Here is a 14125-nt window from a genome sequence, read left to right on the forward strand (position 1 = left end):
CCCGTCACGCGGGCACGGCCATGAAGACCCTACTCGCCAGCTTCCTCGCGCTCGTGACCGTCGCCTGGGCAGTCACTTCATCATCGAACCCCGCCGAAGGAGCGTCCCTGCCTTGGGTCGTGCGGCAGGAGGCGCTGTACCTCACCGGACTGTGGGCGTTCTCGCTGATGTCGCTGGCAATCATGCTGGCGACGCGGCCGGCCTGGCTCGAGCGGCCGCTGGGCGGCATGGACCGGATCTACCGCGTGCACAAATGGGCCGGCATTCTCGCGATCGGCTTCGCTGCGCTGCACTGGCTCGTCGAGATGTCCGACGGCGTCATCAAGTCTGTCGTCGGCCGCGAAGGCCGGCTGCCGAAGGAACACGAAGGCGGCTTTCTCGAAGTCATGCGCGACGTTGGCGAGGATTTCGGCGAATGGGCGATCTACGCGCTGATCGCGATGCTCGTGCTTACGCTGTGGAAGCGCCTGCCGTACCGGCCGTGGCGCTACCTGCACCACGCGATGCCGGGGCTGTACGGCATGCTCGCGATCCACGCCGCTTTCCTCGCACCGCTCGACTACTGGACGAGCGCGATCGGCGCGCTGCTCGCCCTGTTCATCGCCGTCGGCACCGTTTCGGGCCTGCGCTCGCTGTCGGGACGCATCGGGCGGGGGCGCCAGGTGAGCGGCGATATCGAAGCCGTGCGCGAACAGGCATCCGGCCTGACGGAGGTCGTCTGCCGCCTCGAGGACCGCTGGCGCGGCCATCGGCCCGGGCAGTTCGCGTTCGTCACGTTCGATCACATCGAAGGCGCCCACCCTTTCACAATTGCCTGCGCCGACCGCGGCGACCGGCACATCACGTTCCAGATCAAGGCACTGGGTGACTATACGCAGGGCCTGGCGGCACGGCTCGCTGCCGGCCAGCCGGTAAAGATCGAAGGCCCGTACGGACGCTTCGACTATCGCCGCGGCAGGCGCAAATCGGACCAGGTCTGGATCGCCGGCGGCATCGGCGTCACGCCTTTCCTCGCGTGGCTCGAGTCGCTGCAGGAAGCCCCGGCCGAAGCTCCGGTCGCGGACTTCTATTACTGCACACGCCAGCGCGACGACGACCCGTTCGTTGCGCGCCTCGAGTCGCTGTGCGCCGCGCTGCCGACGATCCGCCTGCATGTCGTCAGCACCGACCGCGACCGGCCGCTGACCGCAGAAGCGCTGCATGCCCGCCATGCCGGCGAGCGCCAGCCGGAAATCTGGTTCTGCGGACCGCGGGCTTTTGCCCAGTCGCTGCGCAGCGGACTGCGTGATTTGGGCATGAAGCGCGTGCGCTTTCACCAAGAGGCGTTCGAAATGCGCTGAAGGCGCTCGCAATCGCGAGGATCGACAAAAACAATCGGCCGCGCGCTTGCGCAATTTCCGGCGCCTGTTTTATAGTCCCGAGCATGACTTTCGAACGCGACCCCTCCCTCCTGTCGCTTCGCCTTCTGCCGGCGGGCCTGCTGCTCGGCCCGCTGCTGCGCCCCGCGCGCTAAATACATTCCCCTCCCTTCGTGTTGTTTGCCTGCTGCCGGCGTGAAAGCGCCGGCGCTTGTCATATCCGCTTTCGCTAGCCAATTTCCCCAGGAGCCGACGATGAAAGACCACTTGATCGTATTCGATACCACCTTGCGTGACGGCGAACAAAGCCCCGGCGCATCGATGACTCGCGATGAGAAGCTGCGCATCGCCCGGCAACTGGAGCGGATGCGCGTCGACGTCATCGAAGCCGGTTTTCCTGCCGCCTCGAATGGCGACTTCGAGTCGGTGCGCGCGATTGCCGAAGCGATCAGGGAATCGACAGTCTGTGGCCTCGCCCGCGCGAACGAAGCCGACATCCGCCGCGCCGGTGAGGCGATCGCTCCCGCCGCGCGCGGACGCATCCACACTTTCATCGCAACCAGCCCGATCCACATGGAAATGAAGCTGCGCATGTCGCCCGACCAGGTCGTCGAGCAGGCGGTGCGTGCGATCGGCTGGGCGAAGGAATACACCGACGACATCGAATTCTCGGCCGAGGATGCCGGCCGCTCGGAGATCGATTTCCTCTGTCGTATTTTCGAAGCCGTCATCAAGGCCGGCGCGAAGACGATCAACGTACCCGACACCGTGGGTTACAACGTCCCCGAGCAGTATGCGCACACCATCCGCACGCTGATCGAGCGCGTGCCGGGTGCCGACAAGGTCGTCTGGTCGGTGCATTGTCACAACGACCTCGGTCTTGCCGTCGCGAACTCGCTCGCCGCAGTCATGGCCGGCGCGCGCCAGGTCGAATGCACGCTCAACGGACTCGGCGAACGGGCCGGCAACGCGGCCCTCGAAGAACTGGTGATGGCAGTGCGCACGCGCCAGGACGTGTTTCCGTGCGACACGCGCATCGACGCGACGCAGATCGTGCCGGCGTCGAAGCTGGTGTCGGGCGTCACCGGCTTTCCGGTCCAGCCGAACAAGGCGATCGTCGGCGCGAACGCCTTCGCCCATGAATCCGGCATTCACCAGGACGGCGTGCTCAAGCACCGCGAGACGTACGAGATCATGCGCGCCGAGGACGTCGGCTGGGGCGCGAACAAGCTCGTGCTCGGCAAGCATTCCGGACGCAACGCGTTTCGCAGTCGCCTGCAGGAAATCGGCATCGTCGTGGCGTCCGAGGAACACCTGAACCATGCGTTCGCGCGCTTCAAGGAACTCGCCGACAAGAAGCACGAGATCTTCGACGAGGATATCCAGGCGCTGATGAGCGACGAGGTCGTCACTCCCGACCAGGAGCACTACCGCCTCGTCGCCTCGCGCTTCCATTCGGAAACCGGCGAGACGCCGCGGGCCGACCTCACGCTGTCCGTCGATGGGCAGGAGACGCGGACTTCAGCCGAAGGATCCGGCCCTGTCGATGCCGCGTTCAAGGCGATCGAGGCGATCGCCGGCAGCGGCACCGAGTTGCTGCTGTATTCGGTCAATGCGATCACCACCGGCACTGACGCGCAGGGCGAAGTCACCGTTCGCCTGGCCAGGGAAGACAAGGTCGTCAACGGACAGGGGGCCGATACGGACATCATCGTCGCGTCGGCGAAAGCCTATCTCAATGCGCTGAACAAGCTGCACAGCAAGCTCGAGCGGCTGAACCCGCAGTTGTAAACCACGGTAGCCGCCGGCGATGACGCCGGCGGCTACCGTCAGGCGTTCTTCGGCCGCTGGCGCGACGGGGCCGAGAGCCGGGCATACAGCACGGTGCTCGCAAACAGCAGCATCGCGAGGACCGCTTCGGCGATCGCGAGGGCTCCTGCCAGGCCGGGATCGGCTGCGCGCACGACTCCTTCGACGAGGTATAGCAGCACCAGCATCGACAGCCACTGGTAGGTGTAGCGCCGCCCTTTCAACACGCCGAACAGCGCCGGCATCAACGGCAACACTTTCAGCATCATCCACGAGCCGCCCGGCCGCAGCGGCGCGAGCCGGATTTCCCACAGCAGGCACAGCGCGATCAGGGCGACGAGCAGGACGCTCGATGCGAGGTTCAAGGCGCGCAGCGTCATCCCCCCTCCGCGAGTTTCAGCGCGCTCGACGCGAGGCGCCGCCCGAGCGCCACCGCGAGGCGGATCTCGTCGCCGCTCGGTTCGGGATTGCCATCCGCGCCCGAGACATGACTCGCGCCATACGGCGTGCCGCCACTTCGCGTGGCGTTGAGTTCGGGCTCGGAATACGGCAGGCCGACGATCAGCATGCCGTGGTGCAGCAGCGGCAGCATCATCGACAACAGCGTGGATTCCTGCCCGCCGTGCAGGCTGGCGGTCGACGTGAATACCGCTGCCGGCTTGCCGGCAAGCGTGCCATTGACCCAGGCGCCGGCGAGCCCGTCGAGAAAATACTTCAGCGGTGCGGCCATGTTGCCGAACCGGGTCGGGCTGCCGAGCGCAAGGCCGATGCACTCCTGAAGGTCGCGCGCCTCAGCATAAGGCGGCCCGGAAGCGGGAATCCCGTCCTCGACCGCTTCGCATACCGTCGATACGCGCGGCACGGTGCGCATACGCGCGGCGACACCCGGCACTTGGTGGATGCCCCGGGCGACGTGCTCGGCGAGCGCGCGCACCGAGCCGCGATGGCTGTAATACAGGACGAGGATTTCTTTCATATGGACAGCCGCAGCTAGAATGACGGAATTATACGCGCCACCCTCGCGCCGCCCGGAACCCACTCGATGATGCCGCTGACCGCCGCCCGCGAGTTCATGCGCCTGCTGACCGGACGTTTCCTCGCCACCCGCTGCCCGCAGGTCGCCGGCAGCCTCGCCTTCACGACGCTGCTGGCGATCGTTCCGCTGCTCACGGTGATCATCGCGCTGTTCAGCAATTTTCCCGCGTTCTCGCGGCTCGGCGAGTCACTGCGCACTTTCCTGCTCGAAAACCTCCTGCCCGACCGTGCCGGGCAGATCATCGCGACCTACGCATTCCAGTTCTCGCAGCAAGCGGCCGGGCTCACGCTGATCGGCACCGTGCTGCTGGTGCTGACGGCGCTGATGCTGCTCATGACGATCGACCACGTGTTCAATCACATCTGGGGAGTGCGTCGTCCGCGCCCGCTCCTCACGCGCCTCATGGTCCACTGGTTTGCACTGACCTTGGGCCCGCTTGCGCTCGGCGGCAGCGTGCTCGCCACCGGCCATCTGGTCGCGACATCGATCGCGCTGGCCGGCGAAGGGTCGTGGGTCGGCGCAACGTTTGCCCGCCTCGTGCCGACCGTCCTGCTCGGTTCGCTGTTCAGCGTTCTGTACTACGCGGTCCCGAACCACCCGGTGCGGATGCTCCACGCGCTCGCCGGCGGCATCGCCGCAGCGATCGTGTTCGTGCTGATGCAGCGGCTGTTCGGACTCTTCATCGTCCGCATACCGACGTATACGCTGATCTACGGCACTTTCGCGGTGCTGCCGATCTTTCTCGTCTGGCTCTATCTGTCGTGGGTCGTGATCCTGCTCGGTGCCGCGCTGTCGGCGACCCTGCCCAGCTTCTTCGAGCGCGCGCGCATCCTGCGTGCATTCCCCGGCGATCGGGCCTGGGCCGCGGTGACGATGCTCATCGCGCTGGCCGACGCCCAGCACGCCGGCACGACGCTTCCATTCGCGACGCTGCAAGCCGGTGCGCGCGTCAGCAGCAACGAAGGCGAGGCCCTGCTCGGCGAAATGCGCGACGCGGGCTGGGTTGCGCACACCGAAGAGGGGAACTGGCTGCTGAGCCGGCAAGCCGCACAGATCGGTCTGGCAGCGGTCGTGAACCGCTTTGCGCTGTCGCCGGCCGCCTGGCGCGAAGCTTCGGACGGCGACGAGGCGTCGCGGCGCATCGCCGAGCGGCTCGCCACGGCCCTGCATTCCGCCGATCTGCCGCTGTCCGCGCTGACTTCAGCGGGGAACCGGGTTCAGACGGGGTAGAGATCGATTTCGTACTGGAAGATTTCCACGCTCGCCGTCTGCATGTCCAGACCGAGGACTCGCGCCTGCGCGACATACAGGTGATCGCTCTCCTGCACGAGGCTGAACGCGCGCGACGTGCAGGTGCCAGCCGGGGCGACGAGCGCCGGATGGCGGCGCAAGGGGGGCACCGGCGCCAACCGCAGCGCTGGGACCATCGCATTCGTGTCGCCGCCGCCAAATCCCACCGAGACGGCGCTCCACCCGGATGCGATCACCTGCAGCCCGAGCTCGACCCGATCCGGGCTGTCGTTGCGAATCCAGCGCACGAGGCACAGCGTCCAGGCCTCGGCGGGATCCCGGCGCAGTGCCAGCGGCATCCCCGCCGCCACACTGCCCGTCACACCCGACACCGCGATGATCGCGTACCCACCCGAACTCTCGTTGATCACGGTCCATTCGACAACGCCCGCAGCGTCGGCAGCATCGCCGCTCACATCCCGGATCGCCTGCAGCCCGACACACACCTGCACGGGATATCGGCCGGAGCGCCGCACCTCGGTGCGGCTCGGCGGAGACATCCAGCGCTCGCGCATCCGCCCGAGCAGCGACAGCGCCTCGTCCGGAGTCAGCCCGACCGGCAGTCCCGGCCCTTCCACGCCGAACGCCTCACTGTCCGGCGCAAACCCCACCGACTCCTCGGGAGAAATGCCCGCCCTGAGCCATTCGAGCTTCGGCAAAAGCGCACGGGCGACGCCGTAAGCGGAGAAATACAGCAGCTTGTCCGACAGGGGCGGCTTGCCGCGCGCCATCGCCACCGGCGGAGCGCCCGCCGCCTGGTCGATCCAGAATGCGGCCGAGAGCGGCAGGAGTGGCACGCGCGAAAACTCCGCCGCGACTGCCGCCTGTCCGAGGAAATCGTGCGCCCACACGACTTCCCGGGCGGTCAGGGTTTCCGGTTGCAGCGCGGCGAGCGCCAGGAGACGCTTGAACTGCAGCGCCACGTCCGCTGCAGCGGTGCCGGCAAGCGCATCCCCATTTCGGTCCGCATTGTCGCCGGCGACAACGAGTTCGCAAGCGAGGCGCCACAACTCGCCCGGAGCCGGTCTGCCGCACATCATCGCGACCAGGCAGGCTTCCTCCACCAGCCGCAACGCTCGTGCGCAGTAGACGTCCGGATCGCTGCATGTCCGTACTCCCCCGTCACGCACGACCGCCATCACCCGCTGCAGACTTCCGGCGATCTCCAGCAGCGCGACGGTCAGTTCGGCTGCCGCGGCGTGCTGGCTGCGCGGCAGCGGCAGCGCCGCGGCGAGAAGCCGGGACTTGAAACGTTCGCAGACATCGAGCACCCGCGCTTCGAACTGTTCGACGCACTGGAGGAATTGCGCGTTGCCGACCGACAGCGCCGAAAGTGCGGTGAAATGGGCGCGCAGTCTTTCCAGGTCCACGACCGGGTCGTCGGCCGGCTCCCCATCGAGCCACGCAATTGCCGCGGCGATGCAAGCCGGAACGGGTTCGGGGAAAGTCATGCGGATGGGGTTCCGTCCAAAATACCCGGCATTCTATTCAAGAATCACGGCGCTGCGCGCCTTGCACCGCCTCCGCACCCGGGAACATCGACCGTGCGTGAATTGCGTCACGATGAAAACGGCCCACGATGAAAACGGCCCTTGCCCCCGTCGAGCATATGCCCTACAATCGTCGGCTTTTCGCACCTACTGATCAGGACACCCAAATGGTCGTCATTCGCCTTGCCCGTGGTGGCGCCAAAAAGCGCCCGTTCTACAACATCGTCGCCGCCGATTCGCGCAACCGTCGCGATGGGCGCTTCATCGAGCGCGTTGGTTTCTATAATCCCATGGCTGCCGAGTCCGAAAAGGGCCTGGTCGTCAACGCCGAGCGCCTGGAATACTGGAAGCAGCACGGCGCGCAGCTGTCGCCGACGGTGCTCCGTCTGGCCAAGCAAGCAGCGAAAGCCGCTGCCTGAACGTTCCCCGAGCGTTCCGGCGGCTTGCCGACATGATCGTGCTGGGGCGAATTGTCGCCCCTTTTGGCGTCAAGGGATGGGTCAAGGTTCATCCTTTCGGGGATGATCCGCTGTCCTGGGGCGAGATGCCGCAGTGGTGGCTCGCAGACGACGCCGACGCGCCCGAATCGGCGTGGCAGCCGGTCACGCTCGCGGGCTTCAAGGAGCACGGCGCCGGCCTGGTCGCGGCTTTCGTCGGCCACGACGATCGCAATGCGGCCGAAGCGCTTCAGGGCCGTTTCATCGGCGCCCCGCGCGAAGCGCTCCCCAAACCCGACGTGGATGAATATTACTGGGGCGACCTCATCGGACTGGCGGTGGTCAACCAGGCCGACGAAGCACTCGGCACGGTCGAAGCCCTGATGTCTACCGGCGCCCACGACGTACTGCAGGTGCGCGACGGCGACGACGAACGGTTGATTCCGTTCGTCGCGGCCTACGTGCTCGACGTGGATCTCGCAGCGCGAACGATCCGTGTCGATTGGCAAAAGGACTGGTGAAGGCAGCGTGAACACCCCGGCGGCCGCAAGGCGCTTCGATGTGATCACGCTGTTCCCGGAGATGTTCGCAGCGCTGACGGCGAGTGGCATCACGCGGCGAGCGCTGGAGCGCGGTCTCTACGAGATCGCCTTCCACAGCCCGCGGGATTTCGTCTCCGACCCGCACCGCACGGTGGATGACCGCCCGTATGGCGGCGGGCCGGGGATGGTGATGCTGGCCGAACCGCTCGAAAAAGCGATCGGCAGGGCAAAAACGGCGCAGGAGCAGGCGCTCGGCGCCGCGGGACGCGTGATTTACCTGTCACCGCAAGGCCGACCGCTGGATCATGCCAAGGTCGTGGAGATGACTGCTCTGCCGGCGCTGACGCTGCTGTGCGGACGGTACGAAGGGGTCGATCAACGGCTGATCGATCGCTGCGTCGACGAAGAACTGTCGCTCGGGGATTTCGTCCTTTCGGGCGGCGAACTGCCGGCGATGGTGCTGCTCGACGCGATCGTACGCCAGCTGCCGGGGGCGCTGAACGATGCGGACTCGGCGCAGGAAGACTCGTTTGTGGATGGCCTGCTCGACTGCCCCCACTACACGAGACCGGAGATTTACGCAGGGGAGCGTGTACCGCAGGTACTGCTCTCCGGCAATCATGCCGCGATCCGTCGCTGGCGCCTCAAGCAGGCGCTGGGCACGACCTGGCGACGGCGCCCCGACCTGCTGCAGGGGCGCACGCTGAGCAAGGAAGAATTGTCGCTGCTTGGAGAATTCAGGCACGAACAAGAAGGGGTCGAAGGCGACATCGCCTGAAGGCCCGCATACAAACCGCATGCATCAGGCTTCTAGCCTGCTCTGCTTGCAAGGCCAAGTGCCATTGAAACGACAGGAGTCGCAAATGAACCTGATTCAGCAGCTCGAACAGGAAGAAATCGCCCGCCTCACGCAGAACAAGACCATCCCCGCGTTCGCTCCCGGTGACACCGTGATCGTGCAGGTGAAAGTCAAGGAAGGCACGCGCGAACGTCTGCAGGCCTACGAAGGCGTCGTGATCGCGAAGCGCAATCGCGGCCTGAACTCCAACTTCATCGTCCGCAAGATCTCCTCGGGCGAAGGCGTGGAACGCACGTTCCAGACGTACTCGCCGCTGGTCGACAGCATCGAGGTGAAGCGCCGCGGCGACGTGCGCCGCGCCAAGCTGTACTACCTGCGCGAGCGCTCGGGCAAGTCGGCACGGATCAAGGAAAAGCTCAACTACAAGGCGCCGGCCGCGAAGAAAGCTTGAGCGGACGTCGATCGGTAGCTGGAAACGGGCCTTGCGAGGCCCGTTTTTTTGTCCACCTCACTGTCCACCTCACTGTCCACCTCACTGTCCACCTCACTGTCCACCTCACTGTCCACCTCACTGTCCACCTCACCGCTCGACTTCACCGCTGGGCGGGCTTCCGCCGCCGCCCGGCGTTACGTCAGCGCCGTTCGACCCAGACCAGCATCCCTGCTGCGGCAGCAAGGAACAGCGCGCTCGGCGTCAGTGCCGCCAGCGCGGGTTGCCAGCTGTTGATCACGCCGAGGCTCGAAAAGAGGCCATTCAGCAGGTGGAAGCCGATACCGAGCATGACGCCGAGAAACACTTTCATGCTGACTCCCCCCATGCGGTCGTGGGTGAAGGAAAACGGCAGCGCCAGCGCCATCATGACGAGCGCCGCGAACGGATAGACGAGCTTCTTCCACAGCGCGATCTCATAACGGTCGGCGTTCTGGCGATTCTCGCGCAGGTGGCTGATGTACGCGAAGAGCGTCGTCACCGACATGCGTTCCGGAACGACCATCAGGACGCTCAGGACTTGTGGCGTCAGGTCCGACCGCCACGTGAGCTCCGTCAGATCGACGACGTCGGTGTGGTCACCGAGGAATCTCGTCTGCCGCACCCCTTCGAGCAGCCACCCCTGCTGCGCGGCGTCGTAACGCCCGGTCGCCGCCTCGCTGATCGACAGCAGCGCGTGTTGCGCGTCGAAATCGTAGATCCGCACCTTTTCCATGCTGCGGTCTGGCAGCACTGTGCGCACATTGACGACGCGCAGACCGTCCTTGACCCACAGCCCGGAGCGCAACTGGTTCGACACGGCTGAATGGGTCGCCGTGAGCCGCCACTGCTGCGCCGCCTGCTCGGCAGGCGGTGCGACGTATTCGCCGATGACGAACGTCAGCACGACGAAGATCACGCCAATCCCCCCGAGCGCGCGCAGCATCGCTGGCGTGGACATCCCGGAAACTCGCATGACGGTGATTTCGGAGTGACGCGCGAGCGTCGTCAGCGCGTACAGCGTGCCGATCAGCACCGCCACCGGCAGCAGCTCGTACACCCGGCCCGGGATGAGCATCACGACGAAAATCAGCGCGTGGTGCAGTTCGTAGCCGTCCTTGCCGACCACATCGAGCTCGTTGATGAAGTCGAAGAACACGAACAGGCCGAGGAAGGCCAGCAGCACCATCGCCGTCGCGCCGAAGATTTCCCGCGCGAGATAGCGGGTCAGCACGCGGTTCATGCGCGAGCTCGCCAGAACGGGGAAATCGCCAGTCGCCGATAGAACATCAGCGCGAGAACCGCGAGGACGACGACGTGCGGCAGCCACACCGCCAGTTCGAACCGCAGCCGGCCCTGCGACACCCAGGCCTGGAACACACTGATCGCGTTGCTGTAGACCAGATACGTCAGGATCGCGAACAGCAGGTTGTTCGCGCGTCCCGCGCGAGGATTGACAAACGACAGCGGGATCGCCATCAGCGCCAGCAGCAGCGCGGCGACCGGCATGCCGATACGTCCGAGCAGTTCGCCGAGCTTGCGGGGCGTCGGGTCGGCCAGCAGTTCCAGCGTCGGAGTCGTGCTGGTACGCGACGCCGGACCTGCCGCCTCGCGTTCCTCGACGAGGACGCTGTAGCGGTCGAATTCGAGCACGCGGTATTCAGGCGACCCGGGCTCACCCTCGTAGCGCCGGCCTTTCTCGAGGACGACGAAGCGGTCGCCCTCCGCGTCGGTGCGCAACGACCCTTCGGCCGACACGATGACGTCGAGCCGTCCGTCCTTCTCGGTGCTGACGAAGACGTTGCGAACCTTGCCGTCCTCGCCCGCTCCCGTCTCGACGAAGAACACCCGCTGCGCGCCGACCGACTCCCGGAACACTCCGGGCGCAATGCGCGATGCGTCGTTGCGCGAATCGATTCGCGCCTGGTATTCCGCGCTTTTCAACTGCGCCCATGGCGCGACGAACAACGTCACAGCCGCGATCGTGAGCACGATCGGCAACGCAAAGCGCAGCACGGGACGGATGAACGCGGTCAGCGGCAGCCCGGAGGCGAACCAGACGACCATCTCGGAATCGCGGTACGAGCGCGACAGTGACAGCAGCACCGCGATGAAAACCGTCAGCGACAGCACGATCGGCAAGCGGCTCAGCGAACCGAAGCCGATCAGCGCGAGCACCGCATCGGACGGCAGGCGCCCGCCGGCAGCCTGGCCAAGCAGGCGAATCAGCACCACGGTGATCAGAATGGCGAACAGCGCCACGAACACGCCGGCGGCCGACTGGAAGAACTCACGCTGAAGAGCGCGGCTGAAAATCATCGCGCGAAGGATTCGATATGCGTTGGGGAAAGTGACTTTTGACGCATTCGCCGGGGACGGGCCATAATCGGCGGCAATCGGAACGTCGCGTCTATCAAAGGAGCTGTGCGTGGAATTTACCATAAAGACCGGGACGCCGGAAAAACTCAAGACCGGCAGCGTGGTTGTCGGCGTCTTTGCCGACGGACAGCTCGGCGACGCAGCAGCCGCTCTCGACAAGGCCTCGAAGGGAAAATTCGCGGCGATTCTCGGCCGTGGCGATCTCGAGGACAAGGCCGGTTCGCTGCTCGCGATCCACGACCTGCCGGGCAGCGCCTGCGAACGCGTGCTGGCCGTGAGCCTCGGCAAGCGGGACGAGTTCGGCGACAAGGCGTGGCGCGACGCGCTCGTCGCCATCGGCAAGGCTCTCGCTTCGGGTGCGGCGAGCGACGTCGCGGTATGCCTCACCGACACTCCGGTACCCGGGCGCGACATCGACTGGGTGCTGCAGCAGCTCGTCCGCGCGATCGCCGATGGCGCGTACCGCTTCGATGCGACGAAGAGCAAGGACAAGGGCAAGGACTCGAAGCGGCGCGGCGCGGGCAAGGTCGTACTGCTCACGCGCGAGATCACGGCGAGCATGGAGGCAGCGATCCAGCGCGGCCAGGCGATTGCGGAAGGCATGGCGCTGGCGAAGGATCTGGGCAACCTCCCCGGCAATTTCTGCACGCCGAGCTATCTGGCCGACACGGCGGTTGCGCTCGGCAAGCAGTACAAGCTCAAGGTCGAAGTGCTCGACCGCGACGACATGGAAAAGCTCGGCATGGGCTCGCTGCTGTCCGTCGCGCGCGGCTCGCACCAGCCGCCCAGGTTCATCGTCATGCACTACAAAGGCGGCAAGTCGAAGGACAAGCCGGTCGTGCTGGTCGGCAAAGGCATCACTTTCGACAGCGGCGGCATTTCGCTGAAGCCCGGCGCCGAAATGGACGAGATGAAGTTCGACATGTGTGGCGCGGCGAGCGTGCTGGGTACGTTCAAGGCGATCGCGCGGATGGCGTTGCCGATCAACGTCGTCGGTCTGATCCCGACGACCGAGAACATGCCGGGCGGCGGCGCGACGAAACCGGGCGACGTCGTCACGTCGATGAGCGGACAGACGATCGAGATTCTCAACACCGACGCCGAAGGCCGGCTGATCCTGTGCGACGCGCTCACTTACGCCGAACGCTTCAAGCCCGCCTGCGTCGTGGACATCGCGACGCTCACCGGCGCCTGCGTCGTCGCGCTGGGCAAGATCCCGAGCGGACTGCTGGCGAACGACGACGCGCTCGCGCGCGAATTGCTCGACTGCGGCACCGTGTCCGGCGACCGCGCGTGGCAGCTGCCGCTGTGGGACGAATACCAGGAGTTGCTGAAGAGCAATTTCGCCGACATGGGCAACATCGGCGGGCGTTTCGCCGGCACGATCACGGCAGCCTGCTTTCTCGCGCGCTTCACGAAGGCGTACAAATGGGCGCACCTTGATATCGCGGGGACTGCGTGGGTGTCTGGCGACGCCAAGGGCGCAACGGGACGGCCCGTGCCGCTGCTCGCCGAGTTCCTGATCGCCCGCAGTCAGGGCGCGCCCGGCTGAACGCGGCGTCGACGGTCATGGCGCGGGTGCAGTTTTACCACAACGCCGAGAACCCTCTCGCGCTGGCGTGCGAACTGGCTGCCCGCGCCTACGCGAGCGGGCGGCGGGTCGCGGTGCGGGTGCCAGGCCCGGCCGCGGCGCGCGAGCTCGACCAGCTGCTGTGGAGCTTTGAGCCGCTGCTGTTCGTCCCCCACGTGATGGCGGACGCGCCCCTGGCAGCCCGGACTCCGGTCGTCATCGGCGACGCTGCACGGACGACCAGGTGGCCGCATGCCGAGCTGCTGTTCAATCTCGCCGACGATATCCCGCCCGATTTCGAGCGCTTTCGCATGCTCGTCGAGATCGTCGGCCAGAGCGAAGCCATGAAGATCCCGGCGCGGGCACGCTGGGCACACTACAAGCAGCGCGAACTACCGCTGCAGGCGTTCGATGCGGTACGGCGGGAGGCGTTATGAGCAGTTGGGGCGCGCCGCCGCGCATCGACCCGGACGACGACCTGAAAGCTGCCGACGAACTCCTCGACAAGGCCAATGCGCTGCTGCACCGGCACAAGGGCGCGGATCTTCCGGAACCCGATGAATTCGTCGCGCTCGACGACGACGAACTGCCGGTTTTGACCGACATTGTCGACCCGTCTGAACTGGAAAGGCTGGAGTTGGCCGAACCGCGGCCCGCAGCGGCCACGCTGGAGGAGTCCGTCCCGATCGCGGCGAGCGAGCTCGCCGAACAGCTCGTCAGCCTCGACTCCGCAATTTCGCGTGAAATTGAAAACTGGTTCGCCACCGAACTGCCGCAACTGCTGTCGCGCGAACTCGACAAGCTCGCCGATCGCCTGCGGGTCGAAACGCTCGCCCACCTGCGCGCGACCCTGCTCCCTGCCTTGTCAGAGCGCATCTCGGGGAGCCTGAAAGGCGGTCCGGGCAGCGACTCCGGATCTCGCACGCTCTCGCGCGACAAATAGAGA

Annotated in this window: 15 protein-coding genes; 10 read left to right on the forward strand and 5 right to left on the reverse strand. The window is 66.0% G+C overall.

Annotation, left to right across the window (positions count from 1 at the left end):
- Positions 1-20 precede the first annotated feature (20 nt).
- Together EBN1_RS20120 and EBN1_RS20125 are read left to right on the forward strand one after the other, a co-directional pair.
- Complete coding sequence (locus EBN1_RS20120; RefSeq protein ID WP_011239825.1) at positions 21-1340, forward strand: ferredoxin reductase family protein; 1320 nt, start codon at positions 21-23, stop codon at positions 1338-1340.
- 273 nt (positions 1341-1613) lie between these two features.
- Positions 1614-3149, forward strand: a complete 1536-nt coding sequence (locus EBN1_RS20125; RefSeq protein ID WP_011239827.1) for a 2-isopropylmalate synthase — start codon at positions 1614-1616, stop codon at positions 3147-3149.
- 38 nt (positions 3150-3187) lie between these two features.
- Here the strand turns inward: EBN1_RS20125 and EBN1_RS20130 are convergent, their stop codons facing one another.
- A complete protein-coding gene (locus tag EBN1_RS20130; RefSeq protein WP_011239828.1) occupies positions 3188-3547 on the reverse strand; it encodes a DUF2069 domain-containing protein in 360 nt (119 codons plus the stop codon).
- The gene (gene wrbA / locus EBN1_RS20135; protein WP_011239829.1) at positions 3544-4143 is read right to left on the reverse strand and encodes an NAD(P)H:quinone oxidoreductase; all 600 of its coding nucleotides are present in this window, start codon (positions 4141-4143) and stop codon (positions 3544-3546) included. The genes EBN1_RS20130 and wrbA overlap by 4 nt, the downstream gene beginning before the upstream one ends.
- 66 nt (positions 4144-4209) lie before the next feature.
- Here wrbA and EBN1_RS20140 point away from each other — a divergent pair, with 66 nt between their 5' ends.
- Positions 4210-5433 (forward strand): YihY family inner membrane protein, encoded by a 1224-nt coding sequence (locus tag EBN1_RS20140; protein ID WP_011239830.1) that lies wholly within the window; start codon positions 4210-4212, stop codon positions 5431-5433.
- Here the strand turns inward: EBN1_RS20140 and EBN1_RS20145 are convergent.
- Positions 5421-6944, reverse strand: a complete 1524-nt coding sequence (locus EBN1_RS20145; protein WP_041646642.1) for a hypothetical protein — start codon at positions 6942-6944, stop codon at positions 5421-5423. The two genes, EBN1_RS20140 and EBN1_RS20145, sit on opposite strands and share 13 nt — an antisense overlap.
- A 206-nt stretch (positions 6945-7150) precedes the next feature.
- Between EBN1_RS20145 and rpsP the strand changes: the two genes are divergently transcribed.
- The 4 genes from rpsP (at position 7151) to rplS (ending at position 9212) form a co-directional block, all read left to right on the forward strand.
- A complete protein-coding gene (gene rpsP, locus EBN1_RS20150; protein ID WP_011239832.1) occupies positions 7151-7402 on the forward strand; it encodes a 30S ribosomal protein S16 in 252 nt (83 codons plus the stop codon).
- Positions 7403-7434: 32 nt separating this feature from the next.
- A complete protein-coding gene (gene rimM / locus EBN1_RS20155) occupies positions 7435-7941 on the forward strand; it encodes a ribosome maturation factor RimM (protein WP_011239833.1) in 507 nt (168 codons plus the stop codon).
- Between the two features lie 7 nt (positions 7942-7948).
- Positions 7949-8740, forward strand: coding sequence for a tRNA (guanosine(37)-N1)-methyltransferase TrmD (gene trmD, locus EBN1_RS20160; protein ID WP_011239834.1), 792 nt, complete (start codon positions 7949-7951; stop codon positions 8738-8740).
- A gap of 85 nt (positions 8741-8825) precedes the next feature.
- Positions 8826-9212 carry a 50S ribosomal protein L19 gene (gene rplS, locus EBN1_RS20165; RefSeq protein WP_011239835.1) on the forward strand — a complete coding sequence of 129 codons (387 nt, stop codon included), beginning with the start codon at positions 8826-8828 and terminating at the stop codon, positions 9210-9212.
- A 181-nt stretch (positions 9213-9393) separates the two neighbouring features.
- Here rplS and lptG read toward each other — a convergent pair whose 3' ends face one another.
- Together lptG and lptF are read right to left on the reverse strand one after the other, a co-directional pair.
- On the reverse strand, positions 9394-10473 hold the full coding sequence (lptG, locus tag EBN1_RS20170; protein ID WP_011239836.1) for an LPS export ABC transporter permease LptG: 1080 nt from the start codon (positions 10471-10473) through the stop codon (positions 9394-9396).
- Positions 10470-11549: an LPS export ABC transporter permease LptF gene (lptF, locus tag EBN1_RS20175; protein ID WP_011239837.1), complete on the reverse strand. Its 1080-nt coding sequence runs from the start codon at positions 11547-11549 to the stop codon at positions 10470-10472. The genes lptG and lptF overlap by 4 nt, the downstream gene beginning before the upstream one ends.
- A 109-nt stretch (positions 11550-11658) precedes the next feature.
- On the opposite strand from lptF, the gene EBN1_RS20180 reads away from it, so the two are divergent.
- From EBN1_RS20180 to EBN1_RS20190, 3 genes are read left to right on the forward strand one after another with little or no spacing between them, the layout of a single operon-like run.
- Positions 11659-13161 (forward strand): leucyl aminopeptidase, encoded by a 1503-nt coding sequence (locus EBN1_RS20180; protein WP_011239838.1) that lies wholly within the window; start codon positions 11659-11661, stop codon positions 13159-13161.
- Positions 13162-13178: 17 nt separating this feature from the next.
- Positions 13179-13616, forward strand: coding sequence for a DNA polymerase III subunit chi (locus EBN1_RS20185; protein WP_011239839.1), 438 nt, complete (start codon positions 13179-13181; stop codon positions 13614-13616).
- Entirely contained in the window at positions 13613-14122 is a 510-nt protein-coding gene (locus EBN1_RS20190) for a hypothetical protein (RefSeq protein ID WP_011239840.1), read from the forward strand. Before EBN1_RS20185 ends, EBN1_RS20190 begins: the two co-directional genes overlap by 4 nt.
- Positions 14123-14125: the final 3 nt, after the last annotated feature.

The sequence above is a fragment of the Aromatoleum aromaticum EbN1 genome, from assembly GCF_000025965.1.
In the GTDB taxonomy this organism is placed as follows: domain Bacteria; phylum Pseudomonadota; class Gammaproteobacteria; order Burkholderiales; family Rhodocyclaceae; genus Aromatoleum; species Aromatoleum aromaticum.

Excerpts from the sequence above, each read along its gene's own strand:
- EBN1_RS20130 (WP_011239828.1), bottom strand. The coding sequence starts at position 3,547 with ATGACGCTGCGCGCCTTGAACCTCGCATCGAGCGTCCTGCTCGTCGCC.
- rimM (WP_011239833.1), top strand. The coding sequence starts at position 7,435 with ATGATCGTGCTGGGGCGAATTGTCGCCCCTTTTGGCGTCAAGGGATGG.
- EBN1_RS20120 (WP_011239825.1), top strand. The coding sequence starts at position 21 with ATGAAGACCCTACTCGCCAGCTTCCTCGCGCTCGTGACCGTCGCCTGG.
- EBN1_RS20125 (WP_011239827.1), top strand. The coding sequence starts at position 1,614 with ATGAAAGACCACTTGATCGTATTCGATACCACCTTGCGTGACGGCGAA.
- lptG (WP_011239836.1), bottom strand. The coding sequence starts at position 10,473 with ATGAACCGCGTGCTGACCCGCTATCTCGCGCGGGAAATCTTCGGCGCG.
- EBN1_RS20185 (WP_011239839.1), top strand. The coding sequence starts at position 13,179 with ATGGCGCGGGTGCAGTTTTACCACAACGCCGAGAACCCTCTCGCGCTG.
- rplS (WP_011239835.1), top strand. The coding sequence starts at position 8,826 with ATGAACCTGATTCAGCAGCTCGAACAGGAAGAAATCGCCCGCCTCACG.
- EBN1_RS20145 (WP_041646642.1), bottom strand. The coding sequence starts at position 6,944 with ATGACTTTCCCCGAACCCGTTCCGGCTTGCATCGCCGCGGCAATTGCG.
- rpsP (WP_011239832.1), top strand. The coding sequence starts at position 7,151 with ATGGTCGTCATTCGCCTTGCCCGTGGTGGCGCCAAAAAGCGCCCGTTC.
- wrbA (WP_011239829.1), bottom strand. The coding sequence starts at position 4,143 with ATGAAAGAAATCCTCGTCCTGTATTACAGCCATCGCGGCTCGGTGCGC.
- EBN1_RS20140 (WP_011239830.1), top strand. The coding sequence starts at position 4,210 with ATGATGCCGCTGACCGCCGCCCGCGAGTTCATGCGCCTGCTGACCGGA.
- lptF (WP_011239837.1), bottom strand. The coding sequence starts at position 11,549 with ATGATTTTCAGCCGCGCTCTTCAGCGTGAGTTCTTCCAGTCGGCCGCC.
- EBN1_RS20190 (WP_011239840.1), top strand. The coding sequence starts at position 13,613 with ATGAGCAGTTGGGGCGCGCCGCCGCGCATCGACCCGGACGACGACCTG.